Source organism: Bradyrhizobium sp., from assembly GCF_050014615.1.
Lineage (GTDB): Bacteria > Pseudomonadota > Alphaproteobacteria > Rhizobiales > Xanthobacteraceae > Bradyrhizobium.
In genome coordinates this window covers 1-17375 of the sequence record NZ_JBEKCZ010000112.1, presented here as the reverse complement: position 1 = coordinate 17375, position 17375 = coordinate 1, and the positions used below count along the sequence as shown (strand labels likewise).

Sequence of the window (17375 nt, the reverse complement as noted above, 5' to 3'; positions counted from 1 at the left end):
CTAATTCCGCACCACCGCCATCAAATGATCCAGCCGCTCCCGCATTGCCTTCTGCAGATCGTAATCCGGCCGGCCGAAGGAGGCATTGCGGGCGGCGAGGAAATCATCCTGTTCACGCTGCATGGCGCGGCCGGCGCGCGGGCTGTCGCTGGCAGCCTGGCGAACCACTTTGGTATTCACCGCGTTGATCTCGCGGTCGAGATTGGCCAGTTCGGGGCTGGCGCAGATCGCCTTGTCGACCGCGCGCGTGGCGGTGGCGCAATTGAAGCTCGGCCGGTTGTTCACCGCGATCATCGCGCCCAGCCGCTCCACCTCCAGCGCCAGCGATTTGTAATTGGCCTTCGCGGCGGCCTGATCCGGGTTCAGCTTGATGGCGGCGGCGAAATCGGCCAGCGCGCGCGGCCGCACACCGTTGCGGCGCCAGAGTTCACCGCGGGCATTGAAGATATCGGCCAGCGTCGGATCGAGCCGCAACACCGTATCGTAGTCGGCGATGGCGCGGTCGATCATGTCCTTGCGGTCGTAGACCTCGGCGCGGGCGATCAGCGCCTTGATGCGATCGGCCTTCACGGTCTTCTCATTGTCGATCAGCGGGCTACAAATGGCGACGATCTGCTCGTCGTCGTTGGCGGTCACCGCGGCCACGCAGGGCGCGGGGTCGATGCGCTGGTCGGCGGGTTCGCTGGTCGCCGCGAAGACGCGACCCGGCGAGAGCAGCGCCACCGCGCCGGCGATCGCCGCCGCCGCCATCAGGGTCGTGAAATGACGTTGCATCGATTGTCCCTCAATGTCGTCCCGGCCTAGTGCGCAATTGCGCACGGGCGCCGGGACCCATACGCCGTGTCGCTTGTTTTAAGAGACGCTGTTCAACGACCTTCGCACAACCTCTGATGCCTGTGGTTATCGGTCCCGGCGTTCGCCGGGACGACGGGTAAACTCAACTCACCTTCAGCGTGATCCCGCCATCGACCACCAGTTCGATCCCGGTGACATATTTCGATTCGTCGGAAGCCAGAAACAGCGCCGCATTGGCGACGTCCCAGGCATCGCCCATATGCCCCATCGGTACCTGCGCGTCGCGCGCGCGCCACATCGCCGCGACGTCGCCGCTGGCGTAACTCGCCGCCAGCCCGGCGGAGTGTTCGACCATCGGGGTTTTCATCAGGCCCGGCAGGATCGCGTTGACCCGGATTTTCTTCGCGGCGAATTCGACCGCCGTGGTGCGGGTCATCTGGTTCATCGCCGCCTTGGTTGTCGCATAGGTGACGTAGGAGATGCCGAGATGACGGATCGAGGCGATCGACGAAATATTGATGATCGAGCCGCCGCCCTGCCGCGCCATCACCGGGATGACATGCTTCATGGCGAGGAAAGCGCTTTTGAGATTGACCGCGAACACCCGGTCCCAATCCGCTTCCGACACCTCGACGACGCTTCCCGTCTCGGCAATGCCGACATTGTTGTCGAGCACGTCGATGCGGCCATAGGCCTCGAGACAGGCCGACACCATCGCCGCGACGTCATCGGCGCGGGATGCATCCGCTGTAAACGCGGCCGCCGTGCCGCCCTCGGCGGTAATGATCTTGACGGTTTCTTCCGCGGCCGCCGCGTTACGATCGACGCAAAACACCTGCGCGCCCTCGCGCGCAAAGGTAACGGCGGTCGCCTTGCCGTTGCCCCAACCCGGCCCGATCGAGCCGGCCCCCACCACCAACGCCGTCTTGCCCTTGAGCCGTTGCATCGACCTCTCCCGTTTGTCGCGACCATTGGCCGGACATCGGCCCGCGGTCAACCCGTCCGATCCGCCCGGAACAAGGTTGCGACCAATAGACCGAATCCGTTGATGGCGCGAGCGCGCGCCCGCGGCGGGAACCGGTTGCCGATCCGGTCGTTGGAAAATGCAGCAACGCGATAGCGAGGTCTCCTTGCGGCAGGTCGGAAAGGGCGTAGGGCGGGCGCTGGACGCGCTCAATTTCTTTCTCGCCGACGTGCGGGACGGCCTCGGACCCTATCTCGCCATTTATCTGTTGACCGAGCAGAAATGGGACCAGGCCCGTATCGGCATGGTGATGTCGGTGGCTGCCGTTGCGGGCATTATCGCCCAGACTCCGGCCGGCGCGCTGATCGACCGCAGCACGGCCAAGCGCGCCCTGATGGTCGCGGCCGCGATAATCGTGACGTCGGCATGTCTCGCATTGCCGTTGCTCCATCGCTTCGAACTGGTCGCGGCGACGCAGGCGCTGGCGGCCGCCGCCGGCGCCATCTTTGCGCCCGCGGTCGCGGCGGTGACCCTGGGCATCGTCGGACCGCGCGCCTTCGCCAGGCGTATCGGCCGCAACGAGGCCTTCAATCATGCCGGCAATGCCTCGGCCGCGGCAATTGCGGGGGCCACCGCGTATTTCTGCGGCCCCATCGTGGTGTTCTGGCTGCTGGCCGCGATGGCCGTTGCAAGCATGATCGCAACCCTGTCCATTCCCGCCGACGCCATCGACGATCACATCGCCCGAGGGCTCGACGATACAACCGCGCGCGGTGCCGGCCATGGCGACCAGCCGTCCGGATTTCAGGTGCTGCTGACGTGCCGGCCGCTGTTGATTTTCGCCGGCGCGACGGTCCTGTTTCACTTCTCAAACGCGGCGATGCTGCCGCTGGTCGGCCAGAAGCTCGCGCTGGTGAACAAGAACCTCGGCACCTCGCTGATGTCGGTGTGCATCATTGCCGCGCAACTGGTCATGGTGCCGGTCGCCATGCTGGTGGGACGCAAGGCCGACCGATGGGGGCGCAAGCCGATTTTCGCCGTTGCACTGGCGGTGCTGGCGCTGCGCGGCGCGCTCTATCCGCTGTCCGACAATCCGTACTGGCTGGTATCGGTGCAATTGCTCGACGGCATCGGCGCCGGCATTTTTGGCGCGCTGTTTCCGCTTGTGGTCGCCGACCTCACCCGGGGCACCGGGCATTTCAATGTCAGCCAGGGCGCCATCGCCACCGCGACGGGTCTCGGCGGCGCCCTGAGCGCGGCCACCGCCGGCTTCATCGTGGTCGAGGCCGGCTACAACGCGGCGTTCCTGTTTCTGGCGGCGGTGGCGGCAGTGGCACTGGTCTTGTTCGCAGCCCTGATGCCCGAGACCGGGCCGCATCACGCTGCGCTTCGCACTAGCAACGCTGAAGCTCCGCGCGTAGTCTGACGCGGTGACCCGGCCCATCAGAGGCCGGTCTTATCCGGGAGAATGCTATAATGCCTGCCAATCGTACCGTCGGAGTAACCTTTGGATTATCCTTGTTTGGATTATCTTTGGGCGCGGCCATCCTCTGCAGTTCCAGCTTCAGTCCCGCTCATGCCGCGCCGTTCATGATCGTCGGCATCGACGAGAAGGTGACATGGGACGATGATGGCAAGACGATCCTGTCCCTGCCCGGCAAGGACCAGGTCCTGATCGTCGATCTCGCCGATCCCGAAAGTCCCAAGATCGTCGCCACCCTGCCGCTGGCCAATTCGGTGGTCGGACCACCGGTCAATCTCGACATCGACCCCACGGGCACGGTCGCGCTGGTGGCGGATTCGGTCGATGTCGTCAAAGACGGCGACACGCTCAAGCAGGTACCGGATAACAAGATCTTCGTGATCGACCTCAAGGCCAATCCGCCGAAACTGGCGGCGACGATCACCGGCGGCAAGCAGCCGTCGGGACTGAGCTTCAGCCCGTCCGGCAAGATGGCGCTGGTCGCCAACCGCGGCGATAACTCGGTCAGCGTGCTCGCGGTCAACGGCACCGATGTCAAGATCACCGATACCATCAGCTTCCCCGACAGCGTCGCGCATGTGGTGTTCACGCCGGACGGCAAGCACGCGCTGGCCGTGAGATTTCCCGCGCACAAGGTATCGGTGCTCGACATCGACGGCGACAAGGTGACCTACAGCAAGATCGATCTGCCGACCGGCCAGTGGCCCTACAATGCGGTGGTGACGCCGAACAGCAAGATCGCGCTGACTTCCGACAATGGCGGCGCCGGATCTTCCGACGGCAGCGTCGACACCACCAGCGTGATCGATCTCGAAGCCAATCCGCCGCGGATCATCGATCGGGTGGTGGTCGGCGACGGCCCCGAGGGGCTGGCGATGTCACCGAAGGGCGATGTTGCGGTCGCCGCGATCCTGCGCGGCTCCAACAACAAGAAGGCGTTTTACTACCAGAAGAACGGCAGCCTCTCGATCCTCAAGATCGACGGCAAGAAGGTGACCAAGACCGGGGATATCGAGGTCGGCGGGTTGCCGGAGGCGGTCGTGTTCACGCCCGACGGCAAATACCTGTTGGCCGGAAACTACCTGGACCAGGATTTCTCGATCCTGAAGGTCAACGGCACCGAGGTCACCGATACCGGCAAGCGCTTCAAGGTGCCCGGACATCCGGCTTCGGCGCGCATGGGGCATTAGGCGGGATGAAATTAGGTTGATCTGCCGAGGCAACGGTAGGTGCGCTCCTCTCCCCTTGTGGGAGAGGTAAGTGAAGCCCGACGATGGAAGCGAGGCCGGCATCATGCAAGCCGTCGCCAAGCTCGCTTCATGGCTTTTTGCTTTTGGCTACTTTCGCGCGCGGTGCCGCCGGCGCGTTCTTCTTTAATTTGGTCTGATTGTAATCGATGGCGGCGCGGACGAGATTTTTCAAGGCGCGCGCATTGATCCTGTCGCCCTCGAAAAAATCGATCGCTCGCCTCGCGTTACCTTCGAGGCCCGCATTGAAGAGCTTGTCGGGATCCGGGAGTTTCGCCCCGTAGGCAAAGGTCAGCTTCACCTTGTCCTTGTGGGCGTTGGCGACCGCGATCATGCCGTCGCGGGACCACACCGGGCTTCCCATCCACTTCCATTCCTCGATGATCTGCGGGTCGGCTTCGAGGATGCTGTTGCGGATGCCGGCGAAGGTTTTGCCACGCCAGTCGGTGATTCCTGCGATCAGCTGGTCAATGCGTTGCGATGGAGTCATGGAATCTTTCTCACATCAGGCGCAGCGGTCGGTGGCCACTTCGATCTATTTGTCTGCGGGAACGATCGTGCGTTCGCCGAACCACATGCGGCGGAACAGGCCGTCTTTCAGTACAAACTGATGATAGAACGCGGCCGCGATATGGCCCGCGATCAGAATGGCCAGCAGCGTTGCCAGAACCGCATGGGCCCGGAACGACGGGAATACGGCGAACGTGCTCGGCAGCGTCTCGCCATTGTGCTGGAACACGCCGCTGATGAGCCACCCGGTGAACCATCCGCTGGCGATCATCAAAAACACGATCACATAAAAGCCGGCATGCGCAATCGAGGACAGCCGGTCCAGCAGCGGCGAACCGGTTGTCGCCGTGGCTGGACGGGCGCTGCGCAAACGGATGATGACACGCAGAATCATCAATACCAGCACGAACATGCCGCCGGCCATGTGCCACACCAGGATATCGAGTTTCTTCGGATCGGTGTTTGGCATATCCGCGAGCACAAAGAAGCCGAGGCACAGTAGCCCAATGATCATCAGCGCGAGCAGCCAGTGCAGCGCGACGAGCACGGGCTGGTAGCGCGAGGCAACGGCGCGGCTCACGACAGGCCTCCGACCACGCGCTCGATGCCTGCGAAGAATTTCCGCCAGCCGAACTTGGCACCCTGATAGGCCTGCTGCTGATCCGGCCGGAAGCCCGACTGCTCCATGCGCAAATGGGTTCCCGTGCTGGTCGGGGTGAGAGTCCAGGTCACGACACTCTCAAGACCCATCGCCGCCCACGTGTAAGCCAGCGTCTTGTTCGGCTCGACGGCCGTTACCTGACAATCAACAGCACCCCAGTCTCCGCGAAGATTGAACCGATGATCCATGACAGGCTGGAAGTCGTTGTTCATGAGCCACTCCGCGATCAAATGCGGCTGCGTGAGCGCGCGCCAGATCTTTTCCGGCGCATAAGCTATCTCCCGTTCGACGATGACAGAGAGCGTTTCGGTCGCAGGTTCGCTCATTGGTCCATCCTTTTCAGCAGATCTTCGAGGTGGTCGAACCGGCTTTGCCAGAAGCCGGCCATCTGGCTGGTCCAGTCGATCAGCGGGGCCAGGGCGCCGAGCTGCGCGCTATAATGGGTTTGGCGGCCCTCATGGCGATCGCGCACCAGCCCGGCCTGCCTCAGGACCCCGAGATGTTTCGAGACCGCCGGTTGCGAGACCCCGGACTGGGCCGTCAGAGCCCCGACCGTCTGCTCGCCTTCGCGGCACAGCCGCTCGAACAGCGCCCGCCGGGTCGGGTCGGCGAGCGTTCTAAACAGCATATCGCGAGCATTCGGCATTTTGGATCGATAACCCGTTGGCTATTGATTGACGTATAACCACTGGGATATGTATCAGTCAAGCAGCAACGTTCACCAGTCGCGCTCCTGAACATTGATGCCTGGATTTAGCATACCCTGAGGTTATGGATCACCAGACCGGAGGCGCTCGAACTGCTGCATCGCTTCGCGGCGCGCGAGCAGACGCTTGGCGGTGGCGTAGCTCGGCAGCTCAATCAGCGAACCATTGACCTCGACGCGGGCTTCGCCGGCGGCGCGGGCCGCTTCGAACGCCGCGACAATGTCCCGCGCCTGGCGAATTTCGCCGTCACCCGGCGCCAGCACGGCATTGATGATGGCGGCATGCGCCGGCTCGACCAGGCTTTTGGCGACATATCCCAATCGCCGCGCCCAGCGCGCGTCGCGTTCGACGCCTTCGCCATCGCTCCAGGTATAGGGACAATCGACCGCGACAACACCGGCGGCAACGCATTCAACGATGAAGCGCTGCCGGCAATACGCCAGCTCCACGCCGTCGCGTCCGCGTTCGGCGCCGAGATCGGCGGCCAGATCTTCCGATGCGAGCAGACAGGCCCGCGTTCGCGGGCTGGCTTTCGCAATCGCATCCGTCTGCACCAGCCCGCGCGCGAATTCGATGTTCGGCAGCAGCGCCGTCGATCCCTGTTGTATGCCGTAGTCCCGTTCGAACAGCGTCACCGCCTCGTCAAGCTGCAAGACGTGATGCGGCTCGGCGACTTTCGGCAGCGCCACGATATCGGGACGACCGCGCATCACAGCGGCAAGATCCTCCATGCCGTCCTGTTCGAGCGGATTGATGCGCACCGCAACCACGACCCCGGCGGCCCGCCACGACCGGTAGAGCTCCGGCGCCAGCGCGCGCGCCACCGGTCGCAATGCCGGCGGCGTAAAGTCCTCGAGTTCCTGGATCAGGACATCGGCGCCGCTGGCCGCGGCGCGTTGCAGCGCCTCTTCATTGGCGCCTTCGACAAACAGCCAGGACCGGCAGAATTGGGCCGGGCGGATCAGGCGCATGAGGGTCCATCCCCCTGGGGGTTTCAGCCGAGATTCACTGAAACGTCATGTCCAGGCATTTCGAAATGTCGGAGCCGAGACCCGAACTGATGATGATGCAGCCGCGAACTTTCTGTGTGGTGTTGTCGCTGGCCCACACCGAATAGCCGCCGGGACCGAAAAACGAATTGGTGTTCGGCGGCTCGGTCTCGGTCGCGTCGAACGAATAGCTGGAGTCGGTCTCGAAGATGCGCGGCTTTTTGGTGCAGCCACCGTCGGTCTGGACGTTGATCACTTCCTTGTTGTCCCGCGTCAGCGCCAGACTGACCGAGCACCTGAAATATTCCGAGGTCTTGACGTTGAAGAGATAGGCGTAGGATTTGCAGGTCGCGGTATTGAGTTTTCCGGCGCTGAGGCCGCGGCTGCAGGAAATTCTCTGGTTATTGCTGAGCTTGAAATCGTCAGCCTTCGCAACAGGCGCCAGCGTCACAAACATGAGTGCCGCGCCAAAACAAATTTTCATTCCATAGTGCATTCGAATCATCCCCCTTGACGTTCCTGGCGAAGCGCGGTTCTAGCCTGAACTGGCCAGCAAGATAGTCGTGAAGTCGAGAGCGGGAAATCACAAAGTCTCACAACAACGATTCGGGAGGTCGAAGGCCTGATATTGACGACACAACGACGTTCGTGATTTGTTCAAAACGGATGGGCCACTAATTTTTCGGGCCGGTTGCCGGGAGCATGCAGGATGACGCGATTTTCGACCAAGACCCTATTGATGGCAGCCGCGCTGACGGCACTGACGAATTCGGCATTCGCGCAAGCAGCGGCTCCGACGCCCTGGGTGCTGTCGCCGGAAATGGGCTATGGCTACGACAAGGAGGGCAAGACGTTTTCCTACAAGATGGGGACCAACAACGCAGCGCTGCTGCTGAAAGGCGCCAAGAAGGTACCCAAAGGCACGCTGTTTTTCATCGGCCAGAACGGGCAGCTCTATATGCGGACCGGACCGTTCCTCGAAGGCGACGGCAAGTTCATGTTCGGGACCAATTGAGACGGTAATCTCTCTCCCAGGTTCCGATGTCATCATCCGCGAACGCGGATGATCCAGTACGCCGCGCCGCCCGAGGTCATAATTCCGGCGGCGCGGGCTACTGGATGCCCCGCCTTCGCGGGGCATGACGGCAGAGGGCTCGGTCCCGGCTCAAGGCCGGGACGACGATCAGCTAAAACGCCGCGGCGAGTTCCTTGGCGCCCGGCAGATTGCTGTTGGCGTCCATCCGGCTATCGGTGACATCGAGCAGTTTCGCCACCGTGTTGTGGCGGATCGCGACCGGATTGCGCTCGTAACCGTTGCGCTGGAAGAAATTCGAGGTCGGGACCTGCTCGCGCATCGCCTGCGGCATCGTCACCATGTCGAGCCCGGTGCCGTCGCCGGTGAGATTCATCATCTCCAGCTCCGCCGCGCTCAGCGGGCGGCTATAGCCCTTGGCGCGGGCGAAGATGACCGAGGTCAGCAGCTTGTGGGTCTGCAGCAGCGGACCGACATCGATGTCCAGCACCATGGCATGGATGGCCCAACCCTGCGGCGTGTCGCCTATCTTCTCGTGCTGCGCCCACTCGTCCGGCACCGAGCGCGCCAGCGCCACCATGCGTTTCAGCACCGCGATCTTGCGATCCATCGCCTGGCGCGGTGCGCCCGACAATTGCGCGGCCTTTTCCGTCAGCGCACGCACGAATTCGGTGCCCTGCTCGGCGATCAGCTCGACGGTGTTGGTGGTGAGCAGCTGATTATAGCCGATCGCGGTGGAAATGGCGCGCGTGCCGCCATGCTCGATCCCCGATTGCACATCGTAATTGCCGGTGCCGCCGGTTTCGAACGAATAGACTCGCACCGCCTGCTCGCGCGTCAGCCCTGCCGCCGCGGCGACGCGGGCATAGGCACGCTTGAACTCGACCTCGCTACTGGGTCGCTGTGGCGTGAACTGGAAATGCTCCGAAGCGGCCTGCAACAGATCGGCGACGACCGGAATGGCCTTGTGCTGGCGCGGCGGATGCTCGGGTTCGGGCTCAGGCGCCGGATTCACCGGCCGCTTCGGCCCGCTATAGACCGGCGGCTGGGTCAGGACATAATCATCGAGCGTAATGGCCTGATGATCGCGCCGCTTGGCGTTGCGGCCACGCCGCTTCTCGGAAATCGAACTCCAATAGGCGCCGGCTTCCTCGTCGAACGCGGCGCGCGCCTCCTGATATTCCGCGAGCCTGCGGCGATATTCCGCGATCGCCATGGGCGAAGCCGCCTGCGCCATCGCCTCAGCGGTCGCGGCCGGAAGCGTGCCCGCATCCATCGCGATCGCCTGCGGCACCATCAGCAGCAGGGCAAGCGCGAAATATCCGGGGCGAGAGCGAATCGCATAAGGCAGCATGGGATTCTTGTAGAAGCGTGAGCCGCGCAAGTCAGCCCCAAATCCCTGTGTTCGCGGCGACTCCCGGGTCACTCCGCCGTGGCGGTCCCTTCACTCCTGCTCAACGCCGCTGGCCTTGACCAATTCCGCCCACTTCTTTTCATCCTTGTCGATGAAATCGGCATAGTCTTCCGGCGTTCCCGGCGTGATCTCGGTGCCGTCAAGCCCGAGCTGCTTCTTCACCTCATCGGAGGCCAGCGCTGCCCGCAGCACCGTGTTGAGCTTGTCGATCACCGGACGCGGCGTGCCGGCCGGCGCCACCAGCCCGTAATAGAGCGAGGCGTCGAATCCGGGCACGCCGGCCTCGGACATCGTCGGCACCTGCGGCAACAAGCTGCTGCGGGTCGCGCTCGTCACCGCCAGCGCGCGCAATAGCCCGGCCGAGACATTGGCATGGGCAGCCGGAATCGGCGCGAACGCCATCGGGATGTGTCCGCCCAGAAGGTCGGTGAGCGCCGGCCCGGTGCCCTTATAGGGAATATGCACCAGCGTGATGCCGGCGGCGCGGGCGAAATATTCGCCGGTGATGTGGCTGACCGTACCGGCGCCGGCGGAACCGAAATTGACCTTGCCGGGATGGGCCTTGGCATAGGCGATCAGCTCGGCGACGGTGGTGACGGGAAACGCCGGGTGCACCACCAGCGAATTCGGCGCGTTGCCGATCATGCCGATCGGCGCGAAATCCTTGCGCGGATCGTAGCCGACATTTTTGTAGAGCGATGGTCCGATCGCAAGCGTGCCGGTGTAACCGAGCAGAATTGTATAGCCATCGGGATCGCTCTTGGCCACGATCCTGGTGCCGAAGGTGCCGCCGGCCCCGGCCCGGTTGTCGACGACGATGCTTTGGCCCAGCAACTGGCTCATCCTGTCGGCGATCACGCGCCCGACGATCGAGGTGCTGCCGCCGGGCGGGAACGGAATAACCAGCGTGATGGTCCTGTTCGGAAAGGGCTGCGCCTGCGCTCGACCTGGTCCACCGCAAAGGCCGAACACGAGCAAAGCGGTGCAGAGCCAAGCGTTCCGCATCGGAAAACCTCCCAGGCGTCATCATTCTTGTTTTTGTTGGCCGCATCCTGTTTGGCCGCATCGTCGTCGAAAGCTTCGACGTCCGCAACCCGGCTCGCGGGAATGCGTGCCCCATAACAGACTTCGCGACGAGGCATCCATGCCGTCATTCCGGGATGGTCCGCAGGACCAGACCCGGAATCTCGAGATTCCGGGTTCGCGCTCCGCGCGCCCCGGAATGACGGTCGGCCTATTTCCAGGCAAAAACCGGCTGTTCCAGCTCGGCCACGCGGGTATCGCGGCCCGCCAGCACTTCGCGAAACTGGTAGATCATCGCGGCCGTCGGCGCATGAATGAATTGGCCGGCATAGTGAAAGCGGATCACGCGCCGCGTGCTTTCGGCAATGGCGACGAAGTCGAACACATCGGCCGCCTCGATATCGCCGAGCGGGATCCGATGCACCGAGGCGACCTCGGCCGGGTTGGGCGATAGATCGGCACTTGCGCTGGCCCACACCACGACCGGCGTAATGAGATATCCCGACCGGGTCGGATAATCGTCGAGCAGGCCGAGGACGTCATCGGGCCCAAGCTCAAGGCCAAGTTCCTCGTGAAGCTCGCGCAGCGCCGCCGTGACCGGCGTCTCGCCTTCGTCGCAGCGGCCGCCCGGCAACGCCCATTGACCGCGATGGGCGCGCAGGCCCGCGGCCCGCAGGGTCAACAGCAGCGCGGTGCCGCCTCGCGCCGCATCGGCTTCGACGAGGGCGATGGCGACGGCGGCCCGCTTCAGCGCGGGCGCCGGTTCGCTTGCGAGCAGGCGTGCAAATCCCGCGCAGAGCCCTGCAATATTGCGCCGTGTGGTATCGCCGAATGGCCGGATCATCCCGCTTGACTACAACACGTCAGCGATTGATGAAATGACCGGAACGCTGAATTCATCATCTGAATGGAACGACCCGACATGACTGAGTTGGCATGACCGATCCGGCCGCGGAGAAACTCAAGGCCTCCGGCTGGACCATGGTTGAGACCACGGGGTTCCTCAGTCTGGTCGGACCGCTGTGGCAGCGCGTCGTCAACGGCGAACATGAATATGCGATTGAGGCGCAGGACAAGCACCATAATCGCCGCGGCCTGGTGCAAGGCGGGCTGTTGATGACGTTCGCGGACCGCTCATGCGGCATGACCGCGCGATATGTCTCGGGCCGGCCGACGCTGGCGACGGTCCAGATGGACACGCATTTTGTCGACAGCGGAAAAATCGGCGAAATTCTGATATCGAAGCCGCGCGTGGTCCGCTTGACCCGCAGCCTGATTTTCATGACCACGGAGGTGACCGCCGGCGAACGCTGTATCGCGACAGCCAGCGGCGTGTTCAAGATATTGAAGAACGACACATAGCGTTCGCCGTCATTCCGAAAAGGACCCAACCGATGCAATATCGTCAACTCGGCCGCAGCGGCCTGAAGATCTCGCCGATCTGCCTGGGCACCATGATGTTCGGCGGGCCGGCCGACGAGGCGACGTCCGGGCGGATCGTCGCCAAAGCGCGCGAGGCCGGCGTCAACTTCATCGATACCGCGGATGCCTATTCCAGCGGCAGTTCGGAACAGGTGGTCGGCCGCGCCATTTCCAACAGCCGGCAAAACTGGGTGCTCGCCACCAAGCTCGCCAACCCCATGGGCGACGATCCCAACCGCGGCGGACTATCGCGCCGCTGGGTGCTGCAGGCCGCGGACGAAAGCTTAAAGCGGCTCGGCACCGACTATATCGACGTTTATTATCTGCATAAGGAGGACCATTCGACGCCGCTCGACGAGACCGTGCGCGCGATGGGCGACCTGATCCAGAAGGGCAAGGTACGCTATTTCGGCGTCTCGAATTACCGCGCCTGGCGGGTCGCGGAAATCTGCAACATCTGCGACCGGCTCGGCATCGACCGTCCGATCGTCAGCCAGCCCTATTACAACGCGATGAACCGGATGCCCGAAGTGGAGCATTTTCCGGCCTGCGGCTATTACGGCCTCGGCGTTGTCGCCTATAGCCCGCTGGCGCGCGGCGTCCTGACCGGCAAATATCGCCCGGACGCGCCGCCCGACAAGGAGACCCGCGCCGGACGCAACGACACCCGCATGATGCAGACCGAGTGGCGGCCGGAATCGCTGCAACTGGCGCAGGAGATCCGGCAGCACGCCGAGGCCAAGGGCATCACCGCCGGGCAGTTCGCGGTGTCGTGGGTGCTGAACTCTTCGTTCGTCAATGCCGTCGTCGCGGGACCCCGCACCGAAGACCAATGGGACGATTACGTGCGTGCGCTCGACTATCGCTTCACCGCCGAGGACGAAGCCCTGATCGACCGCCTCGTCGTCCCGGGCCATCCCTCGACGCCGGGCTACAACGATCCGCAATATCCGATCGAAGGGCGACGGGCGCGGACCGGGGGTTAGAGCCTGATCCATTCTGATTGAAGGAGAACCGACGCTCGAAGGCGCCTTAAAAAAGAAAAACGTGGCTATTTCGGCCTAAAAGGCGCACTGCGGGGAGCCGCAGCGTTCCGCAGGCCTGCGAACGGCTGCCCCAAAGGAACCTCCATGCAAAATCTTTCGCCGCGCCACGTCAAAACCGAGGAATCGCAGCGTCTCGGCGTCGTGTCCGGCTGGTACAGCATCAAGGCGAGCGGCACTTTCGTCACCGGCCCTCATACCACGCAGGAAGATTGTCTGTCGAAAATCGCCGAGCTCAATCCGCCGGCGGCGAAGAAGAAGAAATTCTAGGGCGTTTTCGAGCGAAAGCTGCCCCGCACAGATAGCGGGGGAGTTGCCGGTTCGCGTCGGGAAAACGCGTCAAAACAAAAGCTGGGAGCCCCGGTTCTGATTCCGTCAGAACCGATCGGGCTCCAGGAGCGGGAGCAACAGCCGCTTCAATCCAAGGAGACTCCGATATGGCACTAACCCCAGGTAACTTCGGAGAGTACGACTTCAACCGCATGGTCGTGCGCTTCACGATGAAGAATGACGCGGCCGATGTGGTCTGCGCGATCTCCACCGACGCGATGGATCAGCTTGAGGGCTCGTCGCGGACGCCGCCGGCCCAGCGCGAGCAGCAGTTCCTGAGACTGCGCGACCGCATCGAGGCGCGCGCGGCCAAGAAATTCAGCGATGTCGAGCTCGAGGGCAATCCCCCCGGCGTGATCCTGCGCGCGATCGATTTTCGCCCGCCGCGCTAGTTATCGGTCGCGCTGCGCAGCCGTCGCATCGACATTTCCAACCACCTGAACGGGCAGATCTTGCCGGGGCCGGGACCGGCCATGCCGGATGCTGATTGATTTATAACGAAAATTTCCTGGCCTGAGGTTTGCAATTGACCGGCAGGGGTTTGCTTTTGTGCCGCTTGCGTTGAGGCCATGGAGGTAAATCATGTCACGACATCATATTATGCCGCCGGTCGTCTACACGCCGCCGGCGCCGAAGAAGATCGAAACCCGAAAGCGCCGCATCCAGGTCGGCTCCTTTGATGACATGGATGAGCTGGGGGAAACCCATGAAGCGACGGGATTTGGCCCATCGACGCCAGCCAATATCAAGCTCCCGCTGCAAAACTTCACCCCCGTCGAGGGAGCCGAACAGAAGCCGCAGCATCCCAGGGGGCGGCTCAGCGAAAGCACCCTGAAGGTGATGCTGGCGGCGCAGGAATTGGAGTAGCGGTCAGGAGTGCCCGTGACCGTTAGCTAGCGGCGTCACCCCTCAGGCGCCCACGCCCGCGAGCCTGCGCAGCATCGCATCGAACGCCAGCTTGATCCGCTCGACGGCCGGCGTCTTGTAGGGAAAGTCCTGATTTTGCGCATGCACCAGCATCGAGGCGTTGACCTCGAACACCACGATATTTCCTGAACGATCCAGTCCGCAGTCGATGCCGAAATATTCGAGGCCGATGCGCTCTTGGATGGCGTGCAACGCCGCGTAATTCGCCGGCGTGAACACCGAAGTGGGGTGGTTCAAAAACGCCTCTTCTTCCTGCTGCATCCACGGCTGATTGGCCATGTCGGTGTTGACGTGATGCACCTTCCAGTCGCTGGATATCGCGAGATGGTAGGGCAGAACCTGGCCGTCCACGAAAATGAAGCGGTACTTCCGGAAATAATGATCGTCGGAGCGATAGTCGATATACTCGATCAGATAGTGGTCGTGATCCGGGCGCTGCTTCAGAAAGGCCGAGAGCGCGGCGATATCTTCGATCTTTTCGAAGTCATCGCCGCCATGGGTCCCGACCGGCCGCGCCAGCACGGCGGACGAAAACGGCAACGCGGCCTGCAGCGCCGCCACCGAAACGTCAGTGCCAGCCTTGTGACGCAGCGCTTGCGGGATGCCGCAACCCGGTATCCCCCGCAGCAGAACTGCTACGGCGTCGCGGGTGGTGCGCTGGATCTTGCGCGGATGGTTGACGATCGGCCGGTCGAGCCGGTCGGCCAGATCGGCGGCCAATGGCAGCACGGCTTCGGCCTGATCCGCATCCGAGATCAGATTGACCACCACCTGCACGTTCTGCCTGAACAGTTCGCCGTCATATTCGCGGGAAGCGAACAGAGCCAGCGTATCGGTGTCGTGGACGGTATCCTTGAACAGATATTCGGTCGGCGTGTTGCCGCCGAACGGCGCATACAGCGCCAGAACCCGGAAATCCGCCGGGAATTTCGCCGCCGGGCGTTTGATCAGCGGCTGAATTTCGGCGGCTTGCGCATAGGCGGCTTTGGCGCCCTCGACATCGCCCATCCTCTGCCGGATGCCGCCGATCCAGTTGATGCTTTCGGCATCGCGCGGATTGAGCGCGATGGCCCTTAGAAAATTCGCGATCGCTGTGTCCAGATCGTTCAGCTCAAAATAGACCTTGCCAAGCTGATGGTGGATCTGGCTGTCCTGCGGGCGCTCGCTGATCAGTTCCAGCAGCAACGCCCTGGCCACGATGTATTGCTGGGTGGCCATCAGGGCATGAACCAGATTGGTGCGCGCCGGCCAGTGGCCCGCATTCAGCTTCAGCGCCTGAAGATAGAGCGTGATCGCATCCTGGGGTTTTCCGATCTTGAGGTGCACATTGCCGAAATTGCACCAGCAGTCGGTCAAGTGAGGCGCCAGCCTCAACGCCGCCTTGTAGTTGGCACTTGCCGATTCGAGATCGCCGCGGATCATGCAGGCATTGCCGAGCTTGGCATGCAGCTCCGAAATGGTCTCGACGGATACCGAGCCCGGCGGTTCCTTCATTACCGCGGCAAGACCCAGCTGAAACGCGGCGATGGCTTCCTCGGTTCTGCCGGCGCTGTAATGCTCGAGCCCGATGCGCAACTGGCGTGCGGCGAGCGGGCCCGCGCCGTCGGCGTCCGGGAGATGGGGGGCGAACGCGGCAGCTGGCATGATTTCCGCTCTTTTTTAAGGGAAAGGCGGCTTCGACCTTGTCCATTCTTGGTAAACAAAACCTTAACCGGCGCGGCCGTTGCGGGTTTGCTCCGGGGGGAGATTTGTTTCCGGTTCTTTCTATTTCCGGCTACTTCCGGCGCCCGGCCATCTCGAACACCGCGCCTGGATGATTGTCGTCAAAACGCAGGTCGAAGTCGTGAAGATTGGCGATCGCCGCGGCAATGCTCAGGCCAAGACCGCTGCCGGGCACGCGATGGCCGCTCGCGGTCCGGTAAAACCGCTGGAAGATCTTGTCGCGTTCCGCCGGCTCGACCCCGATGCCGTTGTCGCGCACGCGGACCACGGGATTGCCGTCTTCCTGGGCCACCGACACGCGTACGGTGCCACCCTCGGGGGTGAACTTGATCGCATTGCCGATCAGGTTCGACACCGCCTCACGCATCAAATCGCCGTCGCCGAGAATCTGCACCGGCGACTGGATCTCCAGCGCCATCTTGACTGACTTCGACGTCGCCAGCGGCTCGTAGAATTCGAACAGGTCGGCGCAGATCGCCGACAGATCGATGGTGTGGAACTTGCTCGATTTCGGACCGTATTCGACATCGGCGAGGCGCAACAGCGCCGCGATCGTCAGCATTGCCTTGTCGATATGGGCGAGCGCCTGCCGCGCCGCGCCGTGCAACTCCTCGCTATCGGAACTTTCCAGGCCGCGTTCGAGCTGCGCATGCACGACGGCGAGAGGACTGCGCAGGTCATGCGCGATATTGTCGCTGACGCCCTTGATCTGCACCAGGAGGCGCATGATTTCGTCCAGCATCAGGTTGACGTCGCGCGAGATCTTGTCGATCGCATCGTGCTGCGAGCGAACCGGCAGACGCAGATGCATGTCGCCCTTCATGATTCGGGCGATCGTGTCATGAATGGTGGTGAGACGCCGTGACGCGCGTCGCGCAAAGAACGCGCCGATCGCCAGCGCCAGTAACAGCATCGGCGCGAGGCCGGTGGCCAGCGCGCTCTGCACGATCCGGCGAAAGGCAAGGGTTTCGAGCAGGCTGCGGCCGAGCAACATGATGCTGCCGTCGGGCCGGGTCTGCGCCACGAAGATCGCGGGCTCCATGCGATTGTCGCCGCCGGGCACCGGAGAGGCCGCGACGAAGTGAGACTTCCCATCCAGCGGAAC

21 protein-coding genes are annotated in these 17375 nt (G+C 63.0%); 8 read left to right on the top strand and 13 right to left on the bottom strand.

The features are described 5' to 3' along the window. The gene (locus ABR948_RS18400; RefSeq protein ID WP_428120458.1) at positions 1–774 is read right to left on the bottom strand and encodes a hypothetical protein; all 774 of its coding nucleotides are present in this window, start codon (positions 772–774) and stop codon (positions 1–3) included. Positions 775–937: 163 nt separating this feature from the next. Continuing rightward, positions 938–1741 (bottom strand): SDR family NAD(P)-dependent oxidoreductase, encoded by an 804-nt coding sequence (locus ABR948_RS18395; protein WP_428120456.1) that lies wholly within the window; start codon positions 1739–1741, stop codon positions 938–940. Positions 1742–1898: 157 nt separating this feature from the next. Here ABR948_RS18395 and ABR948_RS18390 point away from each other — a divergent pair, with 157 nt between their 5' ends. Both ABR948_RS18390 and ABR948_RS18385 read left to right on the top strand, forming a co-directional pair. Then, on the top strand, positions 1899–3185 hold the full coding sequence (locus ABR948_RS18390) for an MFS transporter (RefSeq protein WP_428120454.1): 1287 nt from the start codon (positions 1899–1901) through the stop codon (positions 3183–3185). A gap of 50 nt (positions 3186–3235) precedes the next feature. Beyond that, positions 3236–4432 (top strand): beta-propeller fold lactonase family protein, encoded by a 1197-nt coding sequence (locus ABR948_RS18385; protein WP_428120452.1) that lies wholly within the window; start codon positions 3236–3238, stop codon positions 4430–4432. A gap of 127 nt (positions 4433–4559) precedes the next feature. Here ABR948_RS18385 and ABR948_RS18380 read toward each other — a convergent pair whose 3' ends face one another. From ABR948_RS18380 to ABR948_RS18355, 6 genes are all read right to left on the bottom strand, one after another. Then, positions 4560–4979 (bottom strand): DUF1801 domain-containing protein, encoded by a 420-nt coding sequence (locus ABR948_RS18380; protein WP_428120450.1) that lies wholly within the window; start codon positions 4977–4979, stop codon positions 4560–4562. A gap of 45 nt (positions 4980–5024) precedes the next feature. Next, positions 5025–5579: a cytochrome b gene (locus ABR948_RS18375; RefSeq protein WP_428120448.1), complete on the bottom strand. Its 555-nt coding sequence runs from the start codon at positions 5577–5579 to the stop codon at positions 5025–5027. Continuing rightward, complete coding sequence (locus ABR948_RS18370; protein ID WP_428120446.1) at positions 5576–5986, bottom strand: SRPBCC family protein; 411 nt, start codon at positions 5984–5986, stop codon at positions 5576–5578. Before ABR948_RS18370 ends, ABR948_RS18375 begins: the two co-directional genes overlap by 4 nt. Then, positions 5983–6306, bottom strand: a complete 324-nt coding sequence (locus ABR948_RS18365; protein WP_428120444.1) for an ArsR/SmtB family transcription factor — start codon at positions 6304–6306, stop codon at positions 5983–5985. Before ABR948_RS18365 ends, ABR948_RS18370 begins: the two co-directional genes overlap by 4 nt. A gap of 123 nt (positions 6307–6429) precedes the next feature. After that, complete coding sequence (locus ABR948_RS18360; protein WP_428120441.1) at positions 6430–7338, bottom strand: HpcH/HpaI aldolase/citrate lyase family protein; 909 nt, start codon at positions 7336–7338, stop codon at positions 6430–6432. 34 nt (positions 7339–7372) lie between these two features. After that, positions 7373–7861, bottom strand: a complete 489-nt coding sequence (locus ABR948_RS18355; protein ID WP_428120439.1) for a hypothetical protein — start codon at positions 7859–7861, stop codon at positions 7373–7375. Between the two features lie 204 nt (positions 7862–8065). Between ABR948_RS18355 and ABR948_RS18350 the strand changes: the two genes are divergently transcribed. Further along, entirely contained in the window at positions 8066–8371 is a 306-nt protein-coding gene (locus tag ABR948_RS18350) for a hypothetical protein (protein ID WP_428120437.1), read from the top strand. Positions 8372–8543: 172 nt separating this feature from the next. Here the strand turns inward: ABR948_RS18350 and ABR948_RS18345 are convergent, their stop codons facing one another. The 3 genes from ABR948_RS18345 to ABR948_RS18335 all read right to left on the bottom strand — a co-directional run bounded on the left by ABR948_RS18345 (position 8544) and on the right by ABR948_RS18335 (position 11670). Further along, the gene (locus ABR948_RS18345) at positions 8544–9743 is read right to left on the bottom strand and encodes a hypothetical protein (RefSeq protein ID WP_428120435.1); all 1200 of its coding nucleotides are present in this window, start codon (positions 9741–9743) and stop codon (positions 8544–8546) included. 90 nt (positions 9744–9833) lie between these two features. Continuing rightward, positions 9834–10808, bottom strand: coding sequence for a Bug family tripartite tricarboxylate transporter substrate binding protein (locus ABR948_RS18340; RefSeq protein ID WP_428120433.1), 975 nt, complete (start codon positions 10806–10808; stop codon positions 9834–9836). 229 nt (positions 10809–11037) lie between these two features. Then, complete coding sequence (locus tag ABR948_RS18335; protein ID WP_428120431.1) at positions 11038–11670, bottom strand: NUDIX hydrolase; 633 nt, start codon at positions 11668–11670, stop codon at positions 11038–11040. A gap of 92 nt (positions 11671–11762) precedes the next feature. Here ABR948_RS18335 and ABR948_RS18330 point away from each other — a divergent pair, with 92 nt between their 5' ends. The 5 genes from ABR948_RS18330 to ABR948_RS18310 all read left to right on the top strand — a co-directional run bounded on the left by ABR948_RS18330 (position 11763) and on the right by ABR948_RS18310 (position 14488). Further along, positions 11763–12188 carry a PaaI family thioesterase gene (locus ABR948_RS18330; protein WP_428120429.1) on the top strand — a complete coding sequence of 142 codons (426 nt, stop codon included), beginning with the start codon at positions 11763–11765 and terminating at the stop codon, positions 12186–12188. A 32-nt stretch (positions 12189–12220) separates the two neighbouring features. Then, positions 12221–13234, top strand: coding sequence for an aldo/keto reductase (locus tag ABR948_RS18325; protein WP_428120427.1), 1014 nt, complete (start codon positions 12221–12223; stop codon positions 13232–13234). Between the two features lie 144 nt (positions 13235–13378). Beyond that, on the top strand, positions 13379–13561 hold the full coding sequence (locus ABR948_RS18320; RefSeq protein WP_428120425.1) for a hypothetical protein: 183 nt from the start codon (positions 13379–13381) through the stop codon (positions 13559–13561). 167 nt (positions 13562–13728) lie between these two features. Beyond that, positions 13729–14013: a DUF1488 family protein gene (locus ABR948_RS18315; protein WP_428120423.1), complete on the top strand. Its 285-nt coding sequence runs from the start codon at positions 13729–13731 to the stop codon at positions 14011–14013. A gap of 190 nt (positions 14014–14203) precedes the next feature. Beyond that, positions 14204–14488 (top strand): hypothetical protein, encoded by a 285-nt coding sequence (locus tag ABR948_RS18310; protein WP_428120421.1) that lies wholly within the window; start codon positions 14204–14206, stop codon positions 14486–14488. Between the two features lie 42 nt (positions 14489–14530). On the opposite strand, the gene ABR948_RS18305 is transcribed toward ABR948_RS18310, so the two are convergent. Further along, the gene (locus ABR948_RS18305; protein ID WP_428120419.1) at positions 14531–16192 is read right to left on the bottom strand and encodes a tetratricopeptide repeat protein; all 1662 of its coding nucleotides are present in this window, start codon (positions 16190–16192) and stop codon (positions 14531–14533) included. A 130-nt stretch (positions 16193–16322) separates the two neighbouring features. Further along, on the bottom strand, positions 16323–17375 hold a 1053-nt coding region (locus tag ABR948_RS18300), incomplete at its 5' end, for a sensor histidine kinase (RefSeq protein WP_428120417.1).